The 25,240-nt window shown below is 64.5% G+C and carries 19 protein-coding genes; 9 read left to right on the plus strand and 10 right to left on the minus strand.

What is annotated here, in order from left to right:
* Position 1: 1 nt before the first annotated feature.
* Together Q0743_RS29225 and Q0743_RS29230 are read left to right on the plus strand one after the other, a co-directional pair.
* Complete coding sequence (locus Q0743_RS29225; RefSeq protein WP_298244912.1) at positions 2-979, plus strand: type II secretion system F family protein; 978 nt, start codon at positions 2-4, stop codon at positions 977-979.
* Positions 980-988: 9 nt separating this feature from the next.
* Positions 989-1,963 (plus strand): type II secretion system F family protein, encoded by a 975-nt coding sequence (locus Q0743_RS29230; protein WP_298244913.1) that lies wholly within the window; start codon positions 989-991, stop codon positions 1,961-1,963.
* Positions 1,964-2,029: 66 nt separating this feature from the next.
* Here Q0743_RS29230 and Q0743_RS29235 read toward each other — a convergent pair whose 3' ends face one another.
* Positions 2,030-2,860: a tetratricopeptide repeat protein gene (locus Q0743_RS29235; RefSeq protein WP_298244914.1), complete on the minus strand. Its 831-nt coding sequence runs from the start codon at positions 2,858-2,860 to the stop codon at positions 2,030-2,032.
* A 187-nt stretch (positions 2,861-3,047) separates the two neighbouring features.
* Entirely contained in the window at positions 3,048-3,251 is a 204-nt protein-coding gene (locus Q0743_RS29240) for a hypothetical protein (RefSeq protein WP_097659989.1), read from the minus strand.
* Positions 3,252-3,452: 201 nt separating this feature from the next.
* Here Q0743_RS29240 and Q0743_RS29245 point away from each other — a divergent pair, with 201 nt between their 5' ends.
* On the plus strand, positions 3,453-4,826 hold the full coding sequence (locus Q0743_RS29245; protein WP_298244915.1) for a M17 family metallopeptidase: 1,374 nt from the start codon (positions 3,453-3,455) through the stop codon (positions 4,824-4,826).
* A complete protein-coding gene (locus Q0743_RS29250) occupies positions 4,819-5,673 on the plus strand; it encodes an NlpC/P60 family protein (protein WP_298244916.1) in 855 nt (284 codons plus the stop codon). The genes Q0743_RS29245 and Q0743_RS29250 overlap by 8 nt, the downstream gene beginning before the upstream one ends.
* Before the next feature lie 6 nt (positions 5,674-5,679).
* Here the strand turns inward: Q0743_RS29250 and Q0743_RS29255 are convergent, their stop codons facing one another.
* The 6 genes from Q0743_RS29255 to Q0743_RS29280 form a co-directional block, all read right to left on the minus strand.
* Complete coding sequence (locus Q0743_RS29255; RefSeq protein ID WP_298244917.1) at positions 5,680-7,317, minus strand: ABC transporter ATP-binding protein; 1,638 nt, start codon at positions 7,315-7,317, stop codon at positions 5,680-5,682.
* A gap of 4 nt (positions 7,318-7,321) precedes the next feature.
* The gene (locus Q0743_RS29260; RefSeq protein ID WP_298244918.1) at positions 7,322-8,500 is read right to left on the minus strand and encodes an ABC transporter permease; all 1,179 of its coding nucleotides are present in this window, start codon (positions 8,498-8,500) and stop codon (positions 7,322-7,324) included.
* A complete protein-coding gene (locus tag Q0743_RS29265) occupies positions 8,500-9,609 on the minus strand; it encodes a microcin C ABC transporter permease YejB (protein ID WP_298244919.1) in 1,110 nt (369 codons plus the stop codon). Before Q0743_RS29265 ends, Q0743_RS29260 begins: the two co-directional genes overlap by 1 nt.
* A 2-nt stretch (positions 9,610-9,611) precedes the next feature.
* Positions 9,612-11,498 (minus strand): extracellular solute-binding protein, encoded by a 1,887-nt coding sequence (locus Q0743_RS29270; protein ID WP_298244920.1) that lies wholly within the window; start codon positions 11,496-11,498, stop codon positions 9,612-9,614.
* Positions 11,499-11,512: 14 nt separating this feature from the next.
* Positions 11,513-13,414, minus strand: a complete 1,902-nt coding sequence (locus Q0743_RS29275) for an extracellular solute-binding protein (RefSeq protein WP_298244921.1) — start codon at positions 13,412-13,414, stop codon at positions 11,513-11,515.
* 212 nt (positions 13,415-13,626) lie between these two features.
* Positions 13,627-14,181 (minus strand): c-type cytochrome, encoded by a 555-nt coding sequence (locus Q0743_RS29280; protein WP_298244922.1) that lies wholly within the window; start codon positions 14,179-14,181, stop codon positions 13,627-13,629.
* Positions 14,182-14,415: 234 nt separating this feature from the next.
* Between Q0743_RS29280 and Q0743_RS29285 the strand changes: the two genes are divergently transcribed.
* Positions 14,416-15,156, plus strand: coding sequence for a 3-deoxy-manno-octulosonate cytidylyltransferase (locus tag Q0743_RS29285; protein ID WP_298244923.1), 741 nt, complete (start codon positions 14,416-14,418; stop codon positions 15,154-15,156).
* A gap of 37 nt (positions 15,157-15,193) precedes the next feature.
* Complete coding sequence (locus tag Q0743_RS29290; protein ID WP_298244924.1) at positions 15,194-16,054, plus strand: prephenate dehydratase; 861 nt, start codon at positions 15,194-15,196, stop codon at positions 16,052-16,054.
* Between the two features lie 30 nt (positions 16,055-16,084).
* Here the strand turns inward: Q0743_RS29290 and Q0743_RS29295 are convergent, their stop codons facing one another.
* Entirely contained in the window at positions 16,085-17,098 is a 1,014-nt protein-coding gene (locus Q0743_RS29295) for an LLM class flavin-dependent oxidoreductase (RefSeq protein ID WP_298244925.1), read from the minus strand.
* A 394-nt stretch (positions 17,099-17,492) separates the two neighbouring features.
* Here Q0743_RS29295 and metF point away from each other — a divergent pair, with 394 nt between their 5' ends.
* The 3 genes from metF to Q0743_RS29310 all read left to right on the plus strand — a co-directional run bounded on the left by metF (position 17,493) and on the right by Q0743_RS29310 (position 24,430).
* The gene (metF, locus tag Q0743_RS29300) at positions 17,493-18,413 is read left to right on the plus strand and encodes a methylenetetrahydrofolate reductase [NAD(P)H] (RefSeq protein ID WP_298244926.1); all 921 of its coding nucleotides are present in this window, start codon (positions 17,493-17,495) and stop codon (positions 18,411-18,413) included.
* A gap of 6 nt (positions 18,414-18,419) precedes the next feature.
* Entirely contained in the window at positions 18,420-22,265 is a 3,846-nt protein-coding gene (metH, locus tag Q0743_RS29305; protein ID WP_298244927.1) for a methionine synthase, read from the plus strand.
* Between the two features lie 464 nt (positions 22,266-22,729).
* Positions 22,730-24,430, plus strand: a complete 1,701-nt coding sequence (locus tag Q0743_RS29310) for a methyl-accepting chemotaxis protein (protein WP_298244928.1) — start codon at positions 22,730-22,732, stop codon at positions 24,428-24,430.
* Between the two features lie 75 nt (positions 24,431-24,505).
* On the opposite strand, the gene Q0743_RS29315 is transcribed toward Q0743_RS29310, so the two are convergent.
* Positions 24,506-25,135, minus strand: a complete 630-nt coding sequence (locus tag Q0743_RS29315) for a glutathione S-transferase family protein (protein ID WP_298244929.1) — start codon at positions 25,133-25,135, stop codon at positions 24,506-24,508.
* Between the last annotated feature and the right edge of the window lie 105 nt (positions 25,136-25,240).

A 25,240-nucleotide genomic window follows, 5' to 3' on the forward strand; every position in this document is an offset into this window, starting at 1 on the left:
CATGAAGATGCAGGTCCTCGCCCTCGCATTCCTCGCCACCGCAGCGGTCGGCGGCATCGCCTGGGTCTTCCTCTACCCATTGCTGTCGGGGGAGCGAAAGGCGGAAAACCGCCGCGCCTCCATCTCGCGCGCCGAGGCGCCCACGACGCGTCAAGCCGAGAAGACCCAGCGCTCACGCCGCGAGCAGGTCGAGACCACGCTGAAGGATCTGGAGGCGCGACGCCTGCAGGAGAAGAGCGTGCCGCTCACCGTCCGCCTGTCGCAGGCGGGGCTCGACTGGACGCCGCAGAAATTCTGGATCGTGTCGGCTGTCGTTGCCGCCGCCTTCTTCGCGGTCGCCCTGTTCGCCGGTGGCGGCCTGTTGGGCGCTGCCGGTCTCGCCTTTGCCGGCGGCTTCGGCCTGCCGCGCTGGGCGCTGAGCTTCCTGAAGAAGCGGCGCGAGACAAAGTTCCTGGCCGCGCTGCCGGACGCCGTCGACGTCATCGTCCGCGGTATCAAGGCGGGCCTGCCGCTGTTCGAATCGATCAAGGTCGTCGCGGCCGATTCGCCGGAGCCGCTGCGCAGCGAGTTCCTGGCCATCATCGAGACGCAGGCCATCGGCATGCCGCTCGGCGAGGCCTGCTCGCGGCTCTATGAACGCATGCCGCTGCCGGAGGCCAATTTCTTCGGCATCGTGGTCTCGATCCAGCAGAAGTCGGGCGGCAATCTCTCCGAAGCGCTCGGCAACCTCTCCAAGGTGCTGCGCGACCGCAAGAAGATGAGGGAAAAGATCCAGGCGATGTCGATGGAAGCCAAGGCCTCGGCCGGCATCATCGGCTCACTGCCGCCGATCGTGATGTTCCTCGTCTATCTCACGACGCCTCAATACATCTCGCTGCTTTGGACTCACCCCACCGGCCAGCTGATGCTGGTCGGCTGCGTCGTCTGGATGTCAGTCGGCATCATGGTGATGAAGAAGATGATCAATTTCGATTTTTGACGGTGCCGTATGGTCGAGTTTCTCGTTGCGAAGCTACATGACGTCCGCTTCATGACCATGATGCTGGCGGCGATCGCTGCCAGCGCCACCGTCTATACGCTGGTGATGCCGCTGTTCGCCGGCGAAGGCCTCTCCAAGCGTATGAAGGCGGTAGCGAGCGAGCGCGAGCGCATCCGCCAGCGCGAGCGTGAGCGCCTGCACAAGAACGAAAAGGTCTCGCTGCGCCAGACGCCGAAGCAGATCGTCTCCAAGGTCGTGGAGGACTTCAACCTCACCAAATGGCTCGCGCAGGAAGCGGCGCGCGACAAGCTCATCATGGCGGGCTACCGCGGCCAGGCGCCCTACATCACCTTCCTGTTCGCCCGCTTGGTCGCCCCGATCGTGCTGTTCATCGGCTCGATCGTATACGTGTTCCTGATCGCGCACATGGAGCAGGCGATGCCGGTCAAGATCGGCATCTGCGTCGGCGCCGCCTATCTCGGCCTGCAGGCGCCGATGCTGTTCCTGCGGAATGCGATCTCCAAGCGCCAGCTCTCGATCAAGCGCGCCTTTCCCGACGCGCTCGACCTGCTGCTGATCTGCATCGAGTCAGGCATGTCGGTCGAGATGGCGTTCCGGCGGGTCGCCACCGAGATCGTGGGCCAGTCGATCGCGCTGTCGGAGGAGTTCGCGCTCACCACGGCCGAATTGTCCTATCTGCAGGATCGCAAGGTCGCCTACGAAAATCTCGCCCGGCGTACCGGGCTCGAAGGCGTCAAGTCGGTGTGTCTGGCGCTTCAGCAGGCGGAACGCTACGGCACCCCGCTCGGTCATTCCCTGCGCGTCATGGCGCAGGAGAACCGCGACATGCGCATGACGGAAGCCGAGAAGAAGGCCGCCGCCCTGCCGCCGAAGCTGACGGTGCCGATGATCCTGTTCTTCCTGCCCGTGCTGTTCGTGGTCATTCTCGGGCCGACCGGCATCAAGATCAGCGAGATGCAGTAGCGGGAACGCAAGGCGTGAGCCGCGCGAGACCCGCGCGCGGCTGCAGGAATGCAAGATGAAGCTTGATCAGTCGTGCTGGTTGAGCGAGGCGACAGGCGTCCGCTTCGGCGCGCCACGCTGACTGTCGTTGCGGTTCAGCATGTCCTTGAGGTAGGCGACATTGGCCGCAGCCTGATCCGGCGGCAGATCTGCCTTGACGATGGTCTCGGCTTCCGCGAAGCGGCCCTGGAGACCGACGACCAGGCCGAGATTCTGCCGCACCCGGCCGCTCGCACGCGGAGACGCATAGGCCTGCCGCAGTGCTTCTTCGGCCTTCGGCAGGTCTCTCGAGAGCATGTAGGACAGGCCGAGATTGGAGAGCACGCCAGGATCACCCGGCGCGATCTTGAGGGCGGTCGTGTAATAGGAACGCGCCTCCTCGTGACGGCCCATCTGGTCCAGCGCCGTGCCCTGCACCGAGAGCAGGCGCCAGTCCGGATTGTCGGGCGAATGCGCCTTCGACAGGACGTCGTAAGCCTGCTGGAAATTGCCGTTGTCGGCGAGTGCGCGGCCAAATTGGGCGAGCAGCGCCTTGTTGCCGGGATTGGCGATGGTCGCCTGCTCGAGCACGGCGACGGCCTGGGCCCGCTGGCCGTTGGCGCGCAGCGCCTGACCATAGGCGAGCGCGGTGTCGGCATCCTTGGGATTGGCGCGGTAGCGCTCGCCATAGACCTCGACGGCGCGCACCGGATCGGTTGGCGCACGATCGGCCGCAGGCGCCTCGGCGCGGGGTCCGCCGATCGAACCTGTGACATCGGAGAGTTTCGACATGGCCGTGCAGCCGCCGAGGCCCATGGCCACCGCCGCGACCAAGGAGGTGGACGCAAGAAGCCGGGCAAGACTGAACCGTTGACGCATGACGCTTTGACTCTCGAGCCGATTGATCGAGCCGAACGCGTCAGCAATAGACTGTTAACCCTAACGGCCGGTTAACGCCCCCGAGCCGCACCTCTCGCGGCGACGCTTGCGGCGATGCCCGCTGCCGAAGCCGCGGTCGAGGCGAGCACCCTCACCTGCTCATTTGGATGCCTCGGCAATTCCGGCCTCAGTACTCGATGGCGAGCCGCTTGCGGATTTCGTCGATACGCCTGTCGAGCGCATCGAACCGCGCGTGGACGGAGCGGTCGTGGAGATAGAACACGTAGCCACCGGCAAGGAACGCGAAGATCCAATGGTGATGCTCGACATAGCCGAAGATCACCTCGATGGCCTGGCCGATGAAAGTGGCCACGCTCCACACAAATTCCATTGCATGTCCTCCCGGCGCGCTTTGTCGTCGGCCGCCCGAATTCTCATCCTTGGCGGCCGTTACCGGAACCTAGCATGGGCGCCTTGCTGCGAGTAGCGGCTCGCCGAACGGTGACAGCAAAGCCGATTGCAGCCACGGCGAAACTCTGCGAAGTCTCGTCCGTTCGCATGCCCCGTTTGATCCGACGATCCGGACCCGCCAATGCCTTCTGTCTTCGAGACTTCATCCACCGCCATCCCGATCCTTTTCGTCACCAAATCGAGCTGGGATCATGTCGCCGAGCAGCTGCCGCCGCAGCAGCGGCAGTTCGCCACGGCATGTGCCTTTACCGCCAAGCCCGGCGCCTATCTGGCTCTGCCCGCGCCCGACGGCGCGGTAGCGCAGGTGCTGTTCGGCCTCGAAGACGAGGGCGCGCGGTCGCGTGATCTGTTCCGGCCCGGCGCCCTGCCCGCGCTGCTGCCGCCGGGCACTTATCGCTTTGCCAATGCACCGCACGATGTGCGGCTGGCGGCGCTCGCTTTTGCACTAGGGTGCTACCGCTTCGCGCGCTACCGCAAGGCGGACAGGCCGGACGTCCGGCTGGTCCCGCCCAATGGCGTCGATGCAACCGAGCTCGAGCGGATCGCCGACGCCGCAATGCTCGCGCGCGACCTCATCAACACCCCGTCCAACGACATGGGTCCGGAAGAGCTCGCCGCTGCCGCGCAAGCGCTGGCCGCCGAATTCGGAGCAAGCTTTGCCTGCACCATCGGCGACGAGCTGGAGAAACACTTCCCGCTGATCCACGCCGTCGGCATGGCCTCCAGCCGCGCACCGCGGCTGATCGACATCGGCTGGGGTGATCCTGCGCATCCCAAGGTGACGCTGGTCGGCAAGGGCGTCTGCTTCGACACCGGCGGGCTCGACCTGAAGCCGTCGAGCGGCATGCTGATCATGAAGAAGGACATGGGCGGTGCCGCCAACGTGCTGGCGCTGGCGCGCATGGTGATGGATGCGAAGCTGAAGGTGCGGCTGCGCGTGCTGATCCCGGCGGTGGAGAACGCGGTTGCCGGCAACGCCTTCCGCCCGCTCGATATCTTCACCTCGCGCAAGGGCATCACAGTGGAGATCGGCAATACGGATGCGGAAGGCCGCCTGGTGCTGGCCGACGCGCTGGCGCTGGCCGACGAGGAAAAGCCCGACCTGCTGATCGATCTGGGCACGCTCACCGGTGCTGCGCGCGTCGCGCTGGGGCCGGATTTACCGCCCTTTTACACCAATGATGAGACGCTGGCCGCCGATGTCGCGCGTTGCGCGGCGAAGGAGAACGATCCGTTGTGGCGCATGCCGCTGTGGCCGCCTTACGATGCGTGGCTGGACTCCAAGACCGCCAACATAACCAACGCGCCGTCCGGCGGCTTTGCCGGCTCGATCACCTGCGCACTGTTCCTGCAACGCTTCGTCGAGCATGCCGGGAGCTGGCTGCATGTCGACATCTACGGCTGGACGCCGTCGGCCAAGCCTGCACGTCCCGAGGGCGGCGAGTGCCAGGCCGCGCGTGCCATCTATACAATGCTGAGCGAGCGCTATGCATGATCCAGGATACGATCCGCGAATAACGCCGGCACGGGGCGACCTCGCCGCGAAATATCTCGAAGGCCAAGTGCAGGCGGACCGCTTCGTCACCGGCGAGGAATTCGAGGTGGCCGAGCCGGTCGCGCCCGTGCGCGAGCAGCCGTCCTCGAACGCGATGCTGATGACGGAAGCGCTGCGCGGCGAGCGCGTCACGGTCTACGACCGCAACGGCGAGGGCTGGGCATGGGGCCAGCTCCATGGCGACGGCTATGTCGGCTGGCTGCCGGAAGCAGCGCTCGTGACGCCATCGGCTGCGCCAACTCACGTGATCAGCGCGCTCAGGACGTTTGCCTTCCCCGGCCCCTCCATCAAGCTGCCGCCGGCCGAGACGCTCGTGATGGGATCGAAGCTCGCGGTGGCGCGCGAAGACGGCAGCTTCGCCATAACGCGCCACGGCAGATATCTGCCGAAGGCACATCTCGCCCCGCTCGATCATCGCGAACCGGATTTCGTCGCAGTCGCCGAGCGCTTCGTCGGCACGCCCTATCTCTGGGGCGGCAAGAGCAGTTTTGGCATCGATTGCTCGGGCCTGGTCCAGGTGTCGCTGACAGCTGCCGGGATCGGCTGCCCGCGCGACAGCGACATGCAGCTGACCGGACTCGGCCGCACACTGGAGCCTCATGAGCGAGGCAGCTTGCGGCGCGGCGATCTGATCTTCTGGAAGGGCCATGTCGCCATCGTGCGCGACGCCAGCACCATGGTCCACGCCAACGCGCATCACATGGCGACCGTGGTCGAGCCGATCGAGCCGGCCATTGCACGGATCAGGCAGGCTGGCAGCGAGGTTGTCGCGATCAAGCGGTTGTAGCGGGGCTTACGTCGCCACCGAGCCGTTGCCCGCCGTCTCCAGCCGGAACGCCGCCGCAAACAATGCCCGCGTGTAATCCGTCTTCGGATTCTTGAACAGCTCGGCGGCCTGCCCCTCTTCGACGACCTTGCCGCCGCGCATCACGATCAGATGGCTCGCGAGCGAGGCGACGACGCGTAAGTCGTGCGAGATGAACATGTAGGTGAGCTCGCGCTTGCGCTGGAGCTCGCGGAGCAGATCGACCATCTGCGCCTGGAACAGCATGTCGAGCGCGCTGGTCGGCTCGTCCAGCACGACGAAGTCCGGCTCCAGCACCACCGCGCGCGCGATCGAGATGCGCTGGCGCTGGCCGCCGGAGAACTCGTGGGGATAGCGGTGGCGGGTATCCGGCTTCAGCCCGACGTCTTCCAGCGCCTTGACGACGCGCGCCTCACGTTCCTCGCGCGACAGTTTTGGCTGATGCACGGAGAGCCCCTCGGCGATGATGTCGGCGACAGACATGCGCGGTGAGAGCGAGCCGAACGGGTCCTGAAACACGATTTGCATGTCGCGCCGGAACGGGCGCATCTCCTTGAAGCGCAGGCCCTGGATGTCCTTGCCCAGGAACACGATGCGGCCGTTCGAAGAGATCAGGCGCAGCAGCGCGAGGCCCAGCGTGGTCTTGCCCGAGCCGGATTCGCCGACGACACCCAGTGTCTCGCCCTTGCGCACGGCGACGCTGACGCCGTCGACCGCCTTGATGTGGCCAACCGTCTTGCGCATCAGGCCGCGCTTGATCGGAAACCACACTTTCAGATCATTGGCCGACATCACGACCGGCGCATCCGGTTGCGGTGGCGCCGGATCGGGTTTCGGCTCCGCCGCAAGCAGGTCGCGCGTATAGGGATGTTTCGGGGTCTTGAAGACCTGCTCGACCGGCCCCTGCTCCACGATCACGCCGCCCTTCATGACGCAGACGGTGTCGGCAATGCGGCGCACGATGCCGAGATCGTGGGTGATGAAAAGCAGGCTCATGCCGAGCCGCGAGCGGATCTCGGCGAGCAGCGCCAGGATCTGCGCCTGCACGGTGACGTCGAGGGCCGTGGTCGGCTCGTCCGCGATCAACAGGTCCGGCTCGTTGGCGAGCGCCATCGCGATCATCACGCGCTGGCGCTGACCGCCGGACAGCTGATGCGGATAGCTGCTCAGCCGGGTCTCGGGCTCGGGAATGCCGACCTGCGTCAAGAGCTCCAGCGTCCGCTTGCGCGCCTGCGCATTGCTGGTCGGATTGTGCAGCTGGATGATCTCGCCGATCTGCGCCTCGATCGTGTGCAGCGGATTGAGCGAGGTCATCGGCTCCTGGAAGATGATGGAGATGTCGCTGCCTCTGATCTCCCGCATCTCCTGCTCGGAGCGGTCGATCAGCTCCTGCCCCTTGAAGCGGATGCTGCCCGAGGGATGCGAGGCATTCGGATAGGGCAGCAGCTTGAGGATGGAGAGCGCGCTGACGGATTTTCCGGAGCCGGACTCGCCGACCAGCGCCAGGCATTCGCCGCGCTTGATCTGGAACGAGACCTTGTCGACCGCGAGCGTCGTGGCGCCGCCCTGGTGGAAGGCGACCGAGAGATCGCGAACGGCAAGCAGAGGCTGGTTGATCGCGTCCATGACCTTACCTGAACGTCTTGCGCGGATCGAAGGCGTCGCGCACCGCTTCGCCGATGAAGATCAGCAGCGACAGCATGATCGCGACCGAGAAGAATCCGGTGAAGCCGAGCCACGGCGCCTGCACATTGGCCTTGGCCTGCGACAGGAGCTCGCCGAGCGAGGGCGAGCCCGGCGGCAGGCCGAAACCGAGGAAGTCCAGCGCCGTCAGGGTCATCACCGATGAGGAGATGATGAACGGCAGGAAAGTCATGGTCGCGACCATCGCGTTCGGCAGGAGATGCCGGAACATGATGACCTTGTTCGACACGCCCAGCGCGCGTGCAGCCTGGATGTACTCGAAATTCCGCCCGCGCAGGAATTCCGCGCGAACGACCCCGACGAGAGAGACCCAGGAAAACAGCAGCATGATGCCGAGCAGGACGAAGAAGCCCGGCACCAGCACCGACGAAATGATGAGAAGCAGATAGAGATACGGAATCGCGCCCCAGATCTCGATGAAGCGCTGGAAGATGAGATCGACCCAGCCGCCGAAATAGCCCTGGATGCCCCCGGCAGCAACACCGACAATCGAAGACACGATGGTGAGGCAGAGGCCGAACAGCACCGAGATGCGGAAGCCGTAGATCAGCCGCGCCACCACGTCGCGGCCCTGATCGTCGGTCCCGAGCCAGTTATATTCGAGGTCGCGGCAGCTCTTCAGCCCCTTCTTCTCCACCACCGGCTTGCACTGCGCTTCCGTCAGCATCCAGGTCGGCCGCGACGGCGCCGGCGTCGGCAGGTCGAGATTATGGGTGTCGTAGGAATAGCGGATCAAAGGCCAGACGATGGTGCCGTTCTTGTCCTTGATCAGCTTCTGCAGATAGGGGTCGCGGTAGTCGGCCGCGGTTTCGAAGTCGCCGCCGAAGGTGGTTTCCGAATAGGTCACGAAGGCGGGCCAATAGAGGCGGCCGTCGAACTTGATCAGGAAGGGCCGATCGTTGGCGATCAGCTCGGCGAACAGCGACACCACGAACAGGAGAATGAAGATCCAGAACGACCAGTAGCCGCGGCGGTTCGCCTTGAAGTTCTGCCAGCGCCGCTTGTTGAGCGGCGACGGCGCGAACGGCTTGCGCGTGATCGGCGCGGTCGCACCGAGCGGCGAGCTGGTGGTGGTTTCGATCGGGGTCGGAGCGGTCAGCGTCATCAGACCTCCCGCGCCGCGAAATCGATCCGCGGATCGATCCACATATAGGTGAGATCCGAGATCAGGTTCATGATGAGGCCGATGAGCGCATAGATATAGAGCGTGCCGAACACCACGGGATAGTCGCGATTGAGCACGCTCTCGAAGCCGAGCAGGCCGAGCCCATCGAGGGAAAAGATGGTTTCGATCAGCAGCGAGCCCGAGATGAAGGCATGAACGAAGGCGCCCGGGAAGCCGGCCACGACGATCAGCATCGCGTTGCGAAAGACATGGCCGTACAGCACCTGCCGCTCGCTGCAGCCCTTGGCACGTGCGGTCATGACATATTGTTTGCGTATCTCGTCCAGGAACGAGTTCTTGGTGAGAAGCGTCATGGTCGCGAAAGCGCCGAGGGCCATCGACAACAGCGGCAGCGTGATGTGCCAGAAATAGTCGAGGATCTTCCAGTACCAGGGGAATTGCGACCAGCCGTCCGAGGTCAGCCCCCGCAGCGGGAACCAGTTGAGGAAGGAGCCGCCAGCAAACAGAATGATCAGGAGGATCGCGAACAGAAACCCGGGAATGGCGTAGCCGACGATGATGATCGCCGAGGTCCAGGTGTCGAAGCGCGTCCCGTCCTTCACGGCCTTGCGGATGCCGAGCGGAATCGAGATCAGGTAGGTGAGCAAGGTCAGCCATAGCCCGAGCGAGATCGAGACCGGCAGCTTCTCCTTCATGAGCTGAAGCACGCTGACATCGCGGAAATAGCTCTTGCCGAAATCGAAGCGGGCGAAATTCCACACCATCAGCGCGAAGCGCTCGGGTGCCGGCTTGTCGAAGCCGAACTGCACCTCGAGCTTCTTGATGAAATCAGGATCGAGCCCCTGCGCGCCGCGATATTTCGAGTTGACGGCGTCCCCGCCGGCGCCGACTTGTCCCGGCGCGCGCTGCGCAAAGTCGCCGCCGCCCGAAATGCGCGAGGTGCCGCCGGTGTCGGCGCCCGAGAGCTGCGCGATCACGCGTTCGACCGGGCCGCCCGGCGCGAATTGCACCACGACGAAGGAGACGAAGAGGATCCCGAGCAGGGTTGGGATCATCAGGAGGAGACGGCGGGCGATATAGGCGCTCATGATTATTTCGCCCGCTCGAGCTTGGCCGCCTTGGCGCGGTCGGACCACCAGATTTCGGGGGCGCCGACGCCATTGGCGTAACGCGGCAGCTTCTCCGGACGGCCGAACTGGTCCCAGTAGGCCAGCCGGTGCGTCTTGGCGTACCACTGCGGCACCCAATAGCGGCCGGCGCGGAACAGACGGTCGAAGGCGCGGCAGGCCGTGGTCAATTCTTCGCGGCTGTCGGCCGCCATGATCTTCTCGATCATGGCATCGATCGCCGGGCTTGCGACGCCGGCCAGATTGTACGAGCCCTTGGTGGCCGCGACCTGCGACGAGAAGAACGCGCGCATGGCATCGCCGGGCGTTGCCGACATGCTGAAGCGCTGGATCGTCATGTCGAAGTCGAAATCTTCCACGCGCGCGCGATATTGCACGGCATCGACGAGGCGGAGGCTTGCCTCGATGCCGAGCGTGCCCAGATTCTTGATATACGGCGCGTGATGCGGCTGAAGCGAGGGCTCCTCCGCCAGGAATTCGATCTTGAACACCTCTCCGCTCGGCAGCATTCGCTTGCCATCCTTGATCGGAAAGCCGGCGTCGTTGAGCAGCTGCTGCGACTTGCGCAAGAGAGCGCGGTCCTGCCCCGACCCGTCGGAAACCGGGGGCGTGAAGGGCGCAGCGAACACTTCGTCGGGAATCTGGCCACGGAAGGGCTCGAGCAGCTTCAGCTCCTCCGGTGACGGAGGCCCGCCGCTCGCCATCAGATCAGAATTCTGGAACGGCGACACCGTACGGGCATAAGCGCCGTACATGATGGTCTTGTTGGTCCACTCGAAGTCGAAGGCATTGATCAAGGCCTCGCGTACGCGGGGGTCTTTGAATTTGTCTCGCCGCGTGTTGATGAACCAGCCCTGCGCGCCGGAGGGCGTATCGTCGGGCACGACCTCCATCTTGACACGACCGTCCTTCACAGCCGCGAAGTCATAGCGCGTCGCCCAAATGCGGGAGGTGAACTCCTCGCGATAAAGATAGTTCTTGCCGGTGAACCCCTCGAAAGCGACATCGCGGTCGCGATAGAACTCATAGCGCACGACATCGAAATTATAGGTACCGCGGCAGGGCGGCAGATCGGCGGCCCACCAGTCCTTCACCCGCTCATACTCGATGTAGCGATTGACTTCGAACTTGCCGACTTTGTAGGGACCCGAGCCCAACGGGGTCTCAAGAGACGATTCATCGAAGGGCCGGGTCGCATAATACGCCTTGGAGAAGATCGGCAAGCTCGCGGCATAGAGCGGCACATCGCGCGCCCGCCCCTTGGCGAAGGTGACAACGAGCGTCGCATCGTCGAGAGCCTCGGCGCTGACCATGTCGCGCAGCTGCACGATGATCAGCGGATGTCCCTTGGTCTTCAGCGCGGTCAGCGAAAACGCCGCATCGCGGGCGGTGAGCTTCGTACCGTCGTGGAATTTCGCCTCCGGCCGCATCGTGAAGCGATAGACCAGCTTGTCCGGCGATATCCGCACCGATTTGGCGGCAAGCCCGTATATCGCATCGGGCTCGTCGTTCGCGCGCACCATCAGCGGCGCGAAAGTCATATCCATGCCCTGCGCGCCGTCCCCCTTCAGGATGAAGGCGTTGAGCGAGTTGAAAGTCTGGTAGGACTGGTTATAGGCGCGCACCGAGGGGATCAGCGAGAACGCACCGCCCTTCGGCGCATCGAGATTGACGTAGTCGAAGTGGTGGAAGTCGGCGGGATATTTCAGATCGCCGAACGCCGAAATGCCGTGAGCCTCGCTTCCGGCCTCCGATGCATGCGCGACACGTAACGACTGCACGCCCAGCGACACCCCAAGGGTGCCGCCGGCACCGAGGGCCAGCACATGGCGGCGTGACATCTGCGTCATGCGGGGACTATCCTTCACGACTTCTTTGCGATCCGCGCCGCCTTGTCTGCGTCGTACCACCAGATGAACGGGAAACCGGACTGACCGTATTTGGGCAATTCGGCCGGCCGACCGAAGCGATCCCAGCGCGCGGTGCGCACCTTGTTGTAGGTCCACTGCGGCACGACGTAGTGATTCCACAGCAGCACACGGTCCAGCGCCCTGGTGGCCGCGACGAGATCATCTCGATCGGTCGCGTAGATCAACCGCTCGATCAGCTTGTCGACGGCCGGATTCTTGATGCCGGCAATGTTGCGCGAGCCGGCGATATCCGCTGTCTTGGACGACCAGAACTCGCGCTGCTCGTTGCCCGGCGACTGCGACTCGCCCCACGAGTTGGTGACGATGTCGAAATCCCACTCGCGCGTCCTGTTCTCATACTGGGTCGGGTCGACCGACCGCACGCTGACGGCAATGCCGAGCCGCTCCAGGGACGGCTTGTAGAACAGCGTGATCCGCTCGAAGCTCGGATCCGAATTGAGCAATTCGAGGGAGAACTGGGTGCCGGTCTTGACGTCGGTCAGCTTGCGGTCGCGCACCTCATAGCCGGCCTCCTTGAACAGGCGCAGCGCCTCGCGCAGATTGTCGCGCACGGCTTCCGGGCTGCCGCCGACCGGATTGCTGTAGGGTGTGGTGAAGACTTCGGGCGGGACCTGGGCGCGGACGGTCTCGAGGATCTCGAGCTCCTTGCCCTGCGGCAAGCCGGTGGCCATGAGCTCGTCGATGCCGTCGAAATAGCTGCTGATGCGCTTGTACTGGCCGAAGAAGATCTGCTTGTTCATCTCCTCGAAGTCGAACGCATAGTTGAGCGCACGCCGCACGCGGGGATCACTGAACTTGGCACGGCGCAAATTCGGCACGAAGGCCTGCATCACGCCCGAGCTGCGATTGGCGAACTCCTCGAGGATCACGCGCTTTTCGCTCACGGCCGGGAAGTCGTAGGCGGTCGCCCAGCTCTTCGCGCTGTTCTCGGTACGCCAATCGACCTGGTCGGCCTTGAAAGCCTCGATCGCCACGGTGGCGTCGCGGAAATATTCGTAGCGCAGCTCGTCGAAATTGTTGCGGCCGACATTGGCAGGCAGGTCGCGGCCCCAATAGTCCTTGACGCGCTCCAGCGCGATCGAGCGTCCTGCAACGAAGTCCTTGATCTTGTAGGGGCCCGAGCCCAGCGGCACTTCGAGCGTGGTGGTGGAGACATCGCGCTTGCGGCCCTGCGCGTCCGTCCCTTCCCACCAGTGCTTCGGCAGCACGATGAGCTGCCCGACGATCTGCGGCAGTTCGCGATTGCCCGGCGCGTCGAACACGAACTTCACCTCGCGCTCACCGACCTTCTCGGCCTTCACCACATGGCTGTAATAGGCCGAGTACATCGGGTGGTGCTTCTTGAAGGAATCGAGCGAGAAGATCACGTCATCCGCAGTGACCGGCTTGCCGTCGTGCCATTTGGCTTGCGGCCGCAAGCGGTAAGTCACGAAGGAGAAATCATCCGGATGGCTGACGGCCTCGGCCAGCGCGCCGTACTCGGTCGAGACCTCGTCGAGCGCGGCCGTCGTGAGAGATTCGTAAATGAAGGCGACCGCACCGGCGACCTGCCCCTTCACGCCTGACACCACGATGTTGAAATTGTCGAAGGTGCCGACGGCGATCTGGCGGGCGACGCCGCCTTTGGGCGCGTCCGGATTGACGTAGTCGAAGCGCTTGAAGTCGGCGGGATATTTGACCTTGCCGAACAGCGACAGCGCATGGCGCCACGGCAGCTCATTGGCTGATTGCGCCTGCGCCGCACCGACGATGGGGAGCCCCGCTACGGAACCGAGGACGGGAAGCGCTGCGACAGCAGTGCCGGTGAGCAGGAGATCGCGTCGGGTAATGGCCAAATCAACATCCCTGTCTGGAAGGAGGGTCACTCCTTTAAGTTCCCAATATAGGCGAGGTTTCGACCGAATATGTTGCTTTTTCCTCATCTTGGAAGGCCGGCTAGCCTGTCGGATGCGGCCAAACGCCCCGATAACGTCATCGCGAGGCCCGGATAAGGAAACGGCCAGGCTTCTCAGCCTGGCCGCATATTCCAAGACAGGTTCTTGAAGCCTTACTTCGACGCGGTCGGCAACGGCTGCGGATGCTCCGACAGCGAGTTCAGATAGGCAATGACGTCGGCACGCTCGGAATCCTTGGGGATACCGGCGAAGCCCATCGCGGTGCCCGGGATGAAGCCCTTCGGATTGGCGATGAACTTGTTGAGGTCGTCGAACGACCAGGTGCCGCCCTTGGCCTTCATGGCAGCCGAGAAGTTGAAGCCGTTGCGGCCTTCACCCCTTGCCTCGCCGACGACGCCATAGAGGTTCGGACCGACGCGATTCGGGCCGCCCTTTTCGAAGGTGTGGCAAGCGCCGCACTTCTTGGCGGCCGCAGCACCCTTCTCGACGGAGGCGGTCTGGAGCAGCTTTTCGATGGGCTCGGAGGGGGCGGCAGCGGCAGCGCCTTCCTTGCCGTGGCCGGCCTCTTCCTTGACGGCGATCTCGAAGCCCGGCTTTTCCGGCATCTTGGGCGAGAACAGCGCGCTCGCGGTGAAGCTCGTCACCAGCAGAATGAGACAGGTGCCGAGCACGGCACCGAGAATTTTATTGAGTTCGAAAGAGTCCATTTCCGGCCAGGCCCCACACCGCAAGAAGGATCGAGCGGCCGGGCGGCCGCCAGGACGAGCCTCGGGAGAATCAATCGTTCCCTATTGTTTCCCCGAGTTTTGCCATTGAGATATCGGTTTGCCCGGGGTCTGGCAACCCGTATAAGCGACCCCGCTTGCGGCCCGTCCCCACTCCATTTCTCGGCGCGGAAAACGCCCTGTTTCCAGGCTCTTGACCCCAGACCTTTGGACCCAATGATCGATCCTCGCATCCTGGTGCTGATCCCGGCCCGCATGGCCGCCACCCGCCTGCCCGGCAAGCCGCTCGCCGATATCGCGGGCCTGCCGATGATCGTCCATGTGATGCGCCGCGCCGAGGCTGCCGCCATCGGCCGGGTCGCGGTTGCGACCGACACGCCTGAGATCGCCTCGGTCGTGACGGCCCATGGCGGCGAAGCCGTGATGACCAGATCCGACCATCCGTCGGGCTCAGATCGCATCCACGAGGCCATGCAGAAGCTCGACCCCGAGGGCAAGGCCGAGATCGTGATCAACCTGCAGGGCGACTTTCCAACCATCACGCCGCAGACCATCCGCGAGGTGCTGCCGCCGTTCGACGACCCTGGCGTCGACATCGTGACGCTGGCCTCGCAGATCCACACCGAGGAGGAGGATCTTGCGCCCAGCGTCGTGAAGGCCGTGGGTTCACCGATCGGGCCGCGGCGGCTGCGGGCACTTTATTTTACCCGCGCCACGGCGCCTTACGGCAACGGACCGCGTTACCATCACATCGGCCTCTATGCTTACCGCCGTGCCGCGCTGGAGCGATTCGTGTCGCTGCCGCCCTCGCCCCTGGAACGCCAGGAAAGCCTGGAGCAATTGCGGGCGGTCGAAGCCGGCATGCGCATCGACATCATGATTGTCGACAGCGTGCCCCGCGGCGTCGACACGCCGCCCGATCTCGAAACCGCCCGCAGCATCCTTTCCAAATCCTGAGCGGCTGCTACAAGGCGCCGCAGGAGCCATTCGAGACATGACCAAGCTGAAGATCGCATTCCAGGGCGAGCCCGGAGCCAATTCCCACATCGCCATCGTAGAGGCCTATCCCGACGCCGAGCCGATGCCCTGCGCCACCTTCGAGGACGCGCTGTCGGCGATCTCGTCGGGCGAGGCCGATCTCGGCATGATCCCGATCGAGAATTCGGTCGCCGGCCGCGTCGCCGACATCCATCATCTGTTGCCGGCCTCCGGCCTCTTCATCATCGGCGAATGGTTTCTCCCCGTCCGGCATCAACTGATGGCGATCAAGGGGACCAAGCTCGAAGACATCAAGAGCGTCGAGAGCCATGTGCACGCGCTCGGCCAGTGCCGCCGCATCATCCGCAAGCTCGGCATCAAGGGAATCGTGCATGCCGACACCGCCGGCAGCGCCCGCGATATCTCGGAACGCAATGACAAGACGGTGGCCGCGATCGCCTCGCGCCTTGCTGCCAAGATCTATGGCCTCGACATTCTCGCCGAGGACATCGAGGACGAGTCGCACAACACCACGCGCTTCGTGGTGCTGGCGCGCGAGCCGAAATGGGCGGCGCAAGGCTCCGGCCCGCTGGTCACCACGTTTGTCTTCCGCGTGCGCAATTTGCCGGCCGCCCTCTACAAGGCCCTCGGCGGCTTTGCCACCAATGGCGTCAACATGACCAAGCTCGAGAGCTACATGGTCGACGGCAATTTCTTCGCCACGCAGTTTTATGCCGACGTCGACGGCCACCCCGAGGACAAGGGCCTTGCGTTTGCGATTGAGGAGCTGAAGTTCTTCTCGCGCGAATTCCGCATCGTCGGCGTCTATCCTGGCCATCCCTTCCGCGCGACGTTCAGCGAGTCGCAGCAGGATTGATTGCCACCCTCCCCGGAGGGGGAGGGTAAGCTAAGCCGCCGCTCTAAGCCCAAACGCCTCCGCCAGCAGCGAATACGACTTCTTCCGTGCCGCGTGATCATACACCGCGGTGATCACCATCAGTTCGTCCGGCCTGCTCGCATCGATCAGCGGCTGCAGCTTCCTCTGCACCGTCGCGGGATTGCCGACGAACAGGCGGGAGCGGTTGCGCAGGATCGAGGTGCGCTCGGCGTCGGAATAGGGATAGGCCAGTGCCTCCTCGACGCTCGGCAGCGGCAGGTACTGACCGCGGTCGCGGCGCAGCCGGTTGAGATCGAACGACGAGGCGAGCCGTTCGGCCTCCTCATCGGTATCGGCCGCGATGGCGGCAACCGCGAGGATTGCATGCGGGGCAGCTCGCCACGCCGAGGGCTGGAAGCGATTGCGATAGTGCACCATCGCATCGACCGCGTCGTGGGAGGCGAAGTGATGGGCGAAGGCGAAGCCCATGCCGACCTGGGCGGCGAGCTCCGAGGAATAATCGCTGGAGCCGAGCAGCCAGATCGGCGGCAGGGCGGTGTCGTCGGGCATGGCAACGACGTTGTTATAGGGGTGGCCCGCGGGGAATTCGCGGGTCTGCCACAGGATCAATTCGTGCAGCCGCTCCAGGAAATCGTCGCCCTCGCGGCGGTCGAGCCGGCTGCGCAGCGCGTAGGCCGTCGCGCCGTCGGTGCCGGGGGCGCGGCCGAGACCGAGATCGATGCGGCCGGGAAACAGCGCCTCCAGCATCTTGAAGCGCTCGGCAACGACCAGCGGGGCGTGGTTGGGCAGCATCACCCCGCCGGAGCCGACGCGGATATGCTTCGTGACGGCCGCGATCTGGCCGATCATGACGTCGGGCGCGGGGCTCGCGACCGAGGCGAGGTTGTGGTGCTCGGCGAGCCAGTAGCGGACATAGCCGAGGCCATCGACATGGCGCGCCAGATCGATGCTGTTGCGCAGCGCCGCGGCGGGCTTGGTGCCCGATGTGACGACCGAGAGATCGAGGACGGAAAGCGGGATCATGGCGGCGTAACCTAATGGAGAGCCGGGCGGCGACAATGGGCCCGCTGCGCAGGTCTGACGTGTGCTGGCCACGAGCCGAGGCGCCCGACGAACCAAGCCGATGGGCCAATTAACGCCTCGATAACTTATGTCTTGTCTTGCCCACTCGAAATATCGGAACAATTACAGCCCTAGATTTCATATTCGCATTGATATTGCTTATATTATAAATGGACGCCAATTTCCCACTCAATCCATAAAATGACCGATAATTCTATATATCACACCGGAAGTGGGCTACTTCCCATCTCCGATGGGCTGTCGATTGACGGGCCTTTAGCTTATTCTGCGCCTCCAAGCCAAACCTGACCGTCGGCCGCCGAAACCCGGCGACAAATCTGGAGTGAGTGGTGCCATGACCGATCTGACGATCCCTGCCCGCGCCGACGGGCAAGACGGGCACCTGAAGCGGCCTGCGATCTCCTTCGAGTTCTTCCCGCCCAAGACGGAAGACATGGAGCGCAATCTCTGGGAGACCATCAACCGGCTCGCCCCGCTCGACCCGAAATTCGTCTCGGTGACCTACGGCGCCGGCGGCTCGACCCGCGAGCGAACCCATTCGACCATCGCCCGCATCCTGAAGGAAACCTCGCTGCTGCCGGCCGCGCATCTGACCTGCGTCGGCGCCTCGCGCGGCGAGATCGACGAGATCGTCGACCGCTATCACGAGGTCGGCGTCCGCCATATCGTCGGCCTGCGCGGCGACCCGGCCGGCGGCATCGGCACGCCCTATTCCAGCCATCCCGACGGCTACCAGAGCTCGGCCGAGCTCGTCGCCGGGATCAAGAAGCGGCACGCCGATATCGAAGTGTCCGTCTCGGCCTACCCCGAGAAGCACCCCGAGGCGCGCGACTTCGACGCCGACATCGACACGCTGAAGGCCAAGGTGGATGCCGGCGCGACCCGCGCGATCACGCAGGTGTTCTTCGATAACGACCTCTACTTCCGCTATCTCGACCGCGTCCGTGCGCGCGGCATCGACATTCCGGTCGTGCCGGGCATCATGCCCATGCATAATTTCAAGCAGGCCCGCAATTTCGTGACGCGCGCCGGCACCACCGTGCCGGACTGGTTCGCCGCGAAGTTCGAAGGCCTCGATGAAGACGCCGAGACCCGCAAGCTGGTGGCTGCGACCGTCGCCGCCGGCCAGGTGCAGAAGCTCGCCAAGCACGGCGTCGACACCTTCCATTTCTACACCATGAACCGCGCCGATCTCGTGTTCGCGATCAGCCATTTGCTCGGCATCCGCGCCAAGAGCACCCAGAAAGCTGCGTAAAAGACAATGACCGTTCCCGTTTCCGCCAAGCGAACTGCCCTGCTCAACGCCGCGCGCGAGCGCATCCTGGTGCTCGACGGCGCCATGGGCACGATGATCCAGAATTTGCAGTTCGACGAGGCCGCCTTCCGCGGCGAGCGTTTCAAGGATTTCCATCGCGACCTCCGCGGCAACAACGATTTGCTGATCCTGACCCAGCCGCAGGCGATCGAGGACATCCACGCCGCGTACTTGCGCGCCGGCGCCGACATCGTCGCGACCAACACCTTCTCGACGACCTCGATCGCGCAGGCTGATTACGAGCTGACCGACATCGTCTACGAGATGGCGCGTGAAGGCGCCCGCCTCGCCGGCAATGCCGCCCGCCGCGTCGAGGCCGAGGACGGCAAGCCGCGCTTCGTTGCCGGCGCCATCGGACCGACCAACCGCACCGCCTCGATCTCGCCCGACGTCTCCAATCCCGGCTACCGCGCCGTCACCTTCGACGACCTGCGCAAATCCTATGGCGAGCAGATCAACGGCATGCTCGACGGCGGCGTCGACCTCCTCTTGGTCGAGACCATCTTCGACACGCTGAACGCCAAGGCGGCGCTTTATGCCATCGCCGAGATCACCGAAGAGCGCGGCATCGACATGCCCGTGATGGTGTCGGGCACCATCACCGACAAATCCGGCCGCTTGCTGTCGGGCCAGATGCCGGAGGCGTTCTGGAATTCGGTGCGGCATGCCAAGCCCGTGACGATCGGCTTCAACTGCGCGCTCGGCGCCGAGGATCTGCGCGCGCACATCGCCGACATCGGCCGCGTCGCCGACACGCTGGTCTGCGCCTATCCCAACGCCGGATTGCCCAACGAATTCGGCCAGTATGACGAAACGCCGGAATACATGGCGCGTCTCGTCGGCGAGTTCGCGCGTGACGGCCTCGTCAACATCGTCGGCGGCTGCTGCGGCACCACGCCGGAGCATATCGCGGCGATCGCCGCGGCCGTTGCCCCGCACAAGCCGCGCATCGTGCCGGAGATCGAACCGCGCCTGAAGCTGTCCGGCCTCGAGCCGTTCATTCTGACCGACGCCATTCCGTTCGTGAACGTCGGCGAGCGCACCAACGTCACCGGCTCCGCCCGCTTCCGCAAGCTGATCACCGCCGGCGATTACACCGCGGCTCTCCAGGTCGCACGCGACCAGGTCGAGAACGGCGCGCAGATCATCGACGTCAACATGGACGAGGGCCTGCTCGATTCCGAAGCGGCGATGGTGACTTTCCTCAACCTCGTTGCCGCCGAGCCCGACATCGCCCGCGTCCCCGTGATGGTGGACTCGTCGAAATTCTCGGTGATCGAAGCCGGCCTGAAATGCGTGCAGGGCAAGCCGGTCGTCAACTCGATCTCGATGAAGGAAGGCGAGGAGAAGTTCGTCTTTGAGGCCAGGATCGCGCGGCGCCACGGCGCTGCCGTCGTGGTCATGGCGTTCGACGAGGTCGGCCAGGCCGACACGTTCGCGCGCAAGACCGAGATCTGCAAGCGCGCCTACGACATCCTGGTGAACACGGTCGGCTTCCCGCCGGAAGACATCATCTTCGATCCCAACATCTTCGCGATCGCGACCGGCATCGAGGAGCACAACAATTACGGCGTCGACTTCATCGAGGCGACGCGCTGGATCCGCCAGAACCTGCCGGGGGCGCATATCTCGGGCGGCGTCTCGAACCTGTCGTTCTCGTTCCGCGGCAACGAGCCGGTGCGCGAGGCCATGCACTCGGTGTTCCTGTATCATGCCATCAAGGCCGGCATGGACATGGGCATCGTCAATGCCGGACAGATGATCGTCTATGACGACATCGATCCCGAGCTGCGCCAGACCTGCGAGGACGTCGTCCTCAACCGCGACGCCGGCGCATCCGAGCGCCTGCTGGCGCTCGCGGAGAAATTCCGCGGCAACAAGACCCAAACCAAGGAGGCCGATCTCGCCTGGCGCGAATGGCCGGTCGAGAAGCGGCTGTCGCATTCGCTGGTGCATGGGATTACCGAGTTCATCGAGCAGGACACGGAAGAGGCCCGCAAGAACTCCTCGCGCCCGCTCGACGTGATCGAGGGCCCGCTGATGGCCGGCATGAACGTGGTCGGCGACCTCTTCGGCGACGGCAAGATGTTCCTGCCGCAGGTGGTGAAATCAGCCCGCGTGATGAAGCAGGCGGTGGCCTGGCTTATGCCGTTCATGGAGGAGGAGAAGGCCCGCAACCTCGCCAGCGGCATCGGCACCGAGGGCTCCTCGTCCGCCGGCAAGATCGTGCTCGCGACGGTGAAGGGCGACGTCCACGACATCGGCAAGAACATCGTCGGCATCGTGCTCCAGTGCAACAATTTCGAGGTCATCGACCTCGGCGTGATGGTGCCGGCGGCCAAGATCGTCGAGACCGTCAAAGCGGAGAAGGCCGACATTGTCGGTCTCTCCGGCCTGATCACGCCCTCGCTCGACGAGATGGCGTTCTTCGCCGGCGAATTGCAGCGCGAAGGGCTGAAACTGCCGCTGCTGATCGGCGGCGCTACCACGAGCCGCGTGCACACGGCGGTGAAGATCGATCCGAGCTATCGCGCCGGCCCCGTCGTCCACGTCAACGACGCCAGCCGCGCCGTCGGCGTCGCCTCCTCGCTGCTCTCGCCCGAGAAGCGCGAGACCTATGCCGCCGAGGTCCGGGCTGAATATGCCAAGATCTCGGAGGCGCATCTGCGTGCGCAGGCCGACAAGAAGCGGCTGAAGCTGGAAGCCGCGCGCGCCAACCGCGTGCCGGTAGATTTCGCCAAGAACAAGCCGGTGAAGCCGACTTTCCTCGGCATCCGCAGCTTCGACGATTACGATCTCGCCGAGCTCGTCGACTGCATCGACTGGACGCCGTTCTTCCAGACCTGGGAGCTTGCCGGCCGCTTCCCCGCCATCCTCGACGACGCCAAGGTCGGCGAGGTCGCGCGCTCGCTCTATGACGACGCGCGCAAGATGCTCGACACCATCGTCAGGGAGAAATGGTTCCGGGCACGTGCGACGATCGGCTTCTGGCCGGCGAACGCCGAAGGCGACGACATCGCGCTCTATGCCGACGAGAGCCGCACGAAGAAGATCGCGACGCTGCACACACTGCGTCAGCAGCTCGAGAAGCGCGAGGGCCGTTTCAACGCCGCGCTCGCCGACTTCGTCGCGCCCGCGGGCGTGCCCGATTATGTCGGCGGCTTCGTCGTCACCGCCGGGATCGGCGAGGATGCGGTTGCCGATCGCTTCAAGATGGCCAACGACGATTACTCCTCGATCCTGTGCAAGGCGCTGGCCGACCGCCTGGCCGAAGCCTTTGCCGAGCGCATGCATGCCCGCGTGCGCCGCGAGTTCTGGGCCTACGCGCCGGACGAGGCGCTCTCCAACGACGAGATGATCCTGGAGAAGTATCAGGGCATCCGTCCCGCGCCGGGCTATCCCGCCCAGCCCGACCACACCGAGAAGGCAACGCTGTTCGAGCTGCTCGATGCGGAAGCCACCGCCGGCGTGAAGCTGACCGAGAGCTTTGCGATGTGGCCGGGCTCGAGCGTGTCGGGGCTCTACTTCGCTGCGCCTGAGAGCTATTATTTCGGCGTCGGCAAGATCGAGCGCGACCAGGTCGAGGACTATGCCGCGCGCAAAGGCATGAGCGTCGCGGAGGCTGAGCGCTGGCTGGCGCCGGTGCTGAACTACATTCCGTCGCAACAAGGCAAGGCCTTTGCGGCAACGCCGGCGAACGACGAGACCCCGGCGGACCTCGCCTCGCACCCGCCGGGCTGCACCTGCGCGGTGCATCTGGTCTGGCAGAAGAAGCGCGCGGGGGCGGGATAGGCGCCCCCCAAAGCAAATTTTGCGAAAACAACCCCATGCACAGTAGAGATGGGGTTGAAAGGCTTGAACAATTTCTGCCTTACCGAAGCTGCTTGCAGCGTCGGGCAAAACACCCCTAACATTCGACCATCGCGGCCGCCGTGTCGCAGGCTTTCGCGCGGAAGCGGCATCAGGATTCCGGTGAAATGCCGTTAACGTCCTGCAAGGCGCAGGGACGAGCGATTGCGCGGCCGGCGCGAAGTATCGGCAAGATAGTTCTGAGATCTCGAAGGTGTGCATGCTGTCGTGCATTTGGACGCGACAACACGGCGCAGCCGACCCGTGGAACTACGGCCCGTCCTTTTTACGGTCATTGAAGCGCATCCGTATAATTTCGGCAGCGGCAGTGAGCCGTCATTCGATGCGGGCACGGTCCAACAATCAACAATTCAATGCGGATTTGCCGCGCTTCGAGGACCGAGACCATGCCCTTCGCTTCGTTCCGCCCCAGGATGACCATCGGCAGCAGAATCTATGCGCTGATCGGCCTCAGCTTCATCGGCCTGGTGGGAATCGCCTACCTGGATTCGCGCGAGCTCGGCTCGAGCCTGGCACAGCAGAAGCAGCTCGAACTCCGTCACGTCGCCGAAGTGGCGCTCGGGATCATCAAGGAGGAGCATGAGGCCGCGCAGAAGCGGGAGGTGAGCGAGGCCGACGCACAGAAGCGCGCGCTGTCGCGCGTCGCGACACTTCGCTATGGCAACAACGATTACTTCTTCATCATGGATATGCGCGGCCGGCTCTTGATGAACCCGGTCTCGGAAAAGCTCATCGGGCAGAACCTGTCGGACTTCAAGGACGAGACCGGCAAGCACTTTTTCGCCGAGATGATCGAGAAGGTGCGGACCAATAACCGCGGCTATGTCGATTATTACTGGCCCAAGGTCGGCTCCGAACGGGCCCAGCCCAAGCTCAGCTATGTCGAAGGCTTTGCTCCCTGGACCTGGGCAATCGGCACCGGCGTCTATGTCGACGATCTCGAGGCACAGAAATGGACTTCGACCAAGCGCTCCCTGATGATCCTGGCCGTGCTGCTGCCGATCGTGCTCGCAATTTCCGCACTCGTCGCCCGGCGCATCACGCGGCCGCTGCAATTGATGACGGCCGCGATGAAGGACATAGCGGGCGGCAAGCTCGACGCCACGGTACCCGGAATCGGCAGGGCCGACGAGGTCGGCGAGATGGCTGCCGCCGTCGAGGTGTTCAAGAGCAACGCCGTGACGCGCCTGAAGCTCGAGGCCGAGCAGAAGGAAGCCGAGGCAAGGGCCGCGGCTCAGCGCAAGACGGACATGCTCAAGATGGCCGACGATTTCGAAGCGGCGGTCGGTCTGATCATCGAAACCGTTTCCACCCATTCGTCGCAGCTCGAATCGTCCGCCGGCGTGCTGACGTCCACCGCCGAACGGGCCGAGACACTCGCCACGACCGTCGCGGCAGCCTCCGAGGAGGCTTCGACCAACGTGCAGTCGGTGGCTTCCGCGACGGAAGAGCTGTCCTCCTCGGTCAACGAGATCAGCCGCCAGGTCCAGGATTCCGCCCGGATGGCCGGAGACGCCGTAAATCAGGCCCGCACCACCACCGATCGGGTCAGCGAACTGTCGAACGCCGCGGCCCGGATCGGCGACGTCATCGAGCTGATCAACACCATCGCCAGCCAGACCAATCTGCTGGCGTTGAACGCGACCATCGAGGCCGCTCGCGCCGGCGACGCAGGTCGCGGCTTTGCCGTGGTCGCCTCCGAGGTGAAGGCGCTTGCGGCCCAGACCGCCAAGGCGACCGACGAGATCGGCCAACACATCGCGGGCATTCAGTCCGCGACCCACGAGTCCGTGAATGCGATCGGGCAGATCAGCGGCACCATCGAGAAGCTCTCCGAGGTCTCGTCGGCGATCGCCTCCGCAGTGGAAGAACAGGGTGCCGCGACGCAGGAAATCGCGCGCAACGTCCAGCAGGCCGCGCACGGGACACAGGAGGTCTCCTCCAACATCACCGACGTGCAGCGCGGCGCGACCGAGACCGGCTCGTCCTCGGCGGAGGTGCTGACGGCGGCCAAATCACTGGCGGCGGAGAGCGGCCGCCTCAAGCGCGAGGTCAGCAAGTTCCTCGGAACGGTGCGAGCGGCCTGACCGCCGGCTGCGCGGCAGCCCGTCCCGGGCTGCCCCGCGCTTCTCCGCCGCGAGGCCTGCCGTGGGGCAAAGCGTTCACCCCTTCGGCGGGGCCAGCGGCTGCACGATCTCCTGGAACGGCGGCAACGCCTCGCAGCGCTCGGCATGCGCCGCCAGCGCCGGATAGCGCGCGGCGTCGAACAGAGGCGGATGCGCCTCGCGGGTAAAGCGGACGACGCAGGCGACGGCGACGTCGGCGTGGCCGATGCGGTCACCGAGCCAGTACGGCGTCGTCACCCCGGCGCGCTCGGCCTCCAGCACCGCGAGCACATCGCTAATCTGCGCCTGACAGCGCTCGACCCACAATGCGAGCTGCTCCTTCCGCAGCACGCGCTCATAGAGCAGGCTCACCGCCTTGTCGCCGAGACCGGAGGCAAGCGCACAGATGCGCAAATGTTTGCGTCGCCCGGCGCCGCTGCGCGGCAGCATCGCCTTGTCCGCGCCGACGCGCTCGTCGAGATAGTCGAGGATGATCATGCTCTCGATCAGCGCCTCGCCGTCGTCGAGCACCAGCGTCGGCACGCGGCGGAGCGGATTATACGGCGCGATCTTGTCGGCATCGCCGAAGGTCGACCACGGCTTGTGCTCGAACGCGAACCCGTAAAGCCGCAGCGCAATCGCGACGCGGCGGACGAAGGGGGAATCATATTGGCCGATCAGGAACATGGTTCTCGCTCTTCTCAGTCGTTGGACCAGGCAGGGCCGATCAGTCTCCACGACCGGCTCGGTGCGGCGCAACAACCATCTTGGAACAAGAGCATTGCGCGCGAC

Source organism: uncultured Bradyrhizobium sp. (assembly GCF_936943645.1).
Lineage (GTDB): Bacteria > Pseudomonadota > Alphaproteobacteria > Rhizobiales > Xanthobacteraceae > Bradyrhizobium.

What these genes read in the sequence shown, in the direction of transcription:
- Q0743_RS29225 (WP_298244912.1), top strand. Translation starts at nt 2, where the DNA reads ATGAAGATGCAGGTCCTCGCCCTCGCATTCCTCGCCACCGCAGCGGTC.
- metH (WP_298244927.1), top strand. Translation starts at nt 18,420, where the DNA reads ATGACCGTTCCCGTTTCCGCCAAGCGAACTGCCCTGCTCAACGCCGCG.
- Q0743_RS29310 (WP_298244928.1), top strand. Translation starts at nt 22,730, where the DNA reads ATGCCCTTCGCTTCGTTCCGCCCCAGGATGACCATCGGCAGCAGAATC.
- Q0743_RS29245 (WP_298244915.1), top strand. Translation starts at nt 3,453, where the DNA reads ATGCCTTCTGTCTTCGAGACTTCATCCACCGCCATCCCGATCCTTTTC.
- Q0743_RS29260 (WP_298244918.1), bottom strand. Translation starts at nt 8,500, where the DNA reads ATGACGCTGACCGCTCCGACCCCGATCGAAACCACCACCAGCTCGCCG.
- metF (WP_298244926.1), top strand. Translation starts at nt 17,493, where the DNA reads ATGACCGATCTGACGATCCCTGCCCGCGCCGACGGGCAAGACGGGCAC.
- Q0743_RS29295 (WP_298244925.1), bottom strand. Translation starts at nt 17,098, where the DNA reads ATGATCCCGCTTTCCGTCCTCGATCTCTCGGTCGTCACATCGGGCACC.
- Q0743_RS29250 (WP_298244916.1), top strand. Translation starts at nt 4,819, where the DNA reads ATGCATGATCCAGGATACGATCCGCGAATAACGCCGGCACGGGGCGAC.
- Q0743_RS29315 (WP_298244929.1), bottom strand. Translation starts at nt 25,135, where the DNA reads ATGTTCCTGATCGGCCAATATGATTCCCCCTTCGTCCGCCGCGTCGCG.
- Q0743_RS29290 (WP_298244924.1), top strand. Translation starts at nt 15,194, where the DNA reads ATGACCAAGCTGAAGATCGCATTCCAGGGCGAGCCCGGAGCCAATTCC.
- Q0743_RS29240 (WP_097659989.1), bottom strand. Translation starts at nt 3,251, where the DNA reads ATGGAATTTGTGTGGAGCGTGGCCACTTTCATCGGCCAGGCCATCGAG.
- Q0743_RS29285 (WP_298244923.1), top strand. Translation starts at nt 14,416, where the DNA reads ATGATCGATCCTCGCATCCTGGTGCTGATCCCGGCCCGCATGGCCGCC.
- Q0743_RS29235 (WP_298244914.1), bottom strand. Translation starts at nt 2,860, where the DNA reads ATGCGTCAACGGTTCAGTCTTGCCCGGCTTCTTGCGTCCACCTCCTTG.
- Q0743_RS29280 (WP_298244922.1), bottom strand. Translation starts at nt 14,181, where the DNA reads ATGGACTCTTTCGAACTCAATAAAATTCTCGGTGCCGTGCTCGGCACC.
- Q0743_RS29255 (WP_298244917.1), bottom strand. Translation starts at nt 7,317, where the DNA reads ATGGACGCGATCAACCAGCCTCTGCTTGCCGTTCGCGATCTCTCGGTC.
- Q0743_RS29270 (WP_298244920.1), bottom strand. Translation starts at nt 11,498, where the DNA reads ATGACGCAGATGTCACGCCGCCATGTGCTGGCCCTCGGTGCCGGCGGC.
- Q0743_RS29265 (WP_298244919.1), bottom strand. Translation starts at nt 9,609, where the DNA reads ATGAGCGCCTATATCGCCCGCCGTCTCCTCCTGATGATCCCAACCCTG.
- Q0743_RS29230 (WP_298244913.1), top strand. Translation starts at nt 989, where the DNA reads ATGGTCGAGTTTCTCGTTGCGAAGCTACATGACGTCCGCTTCATGACC.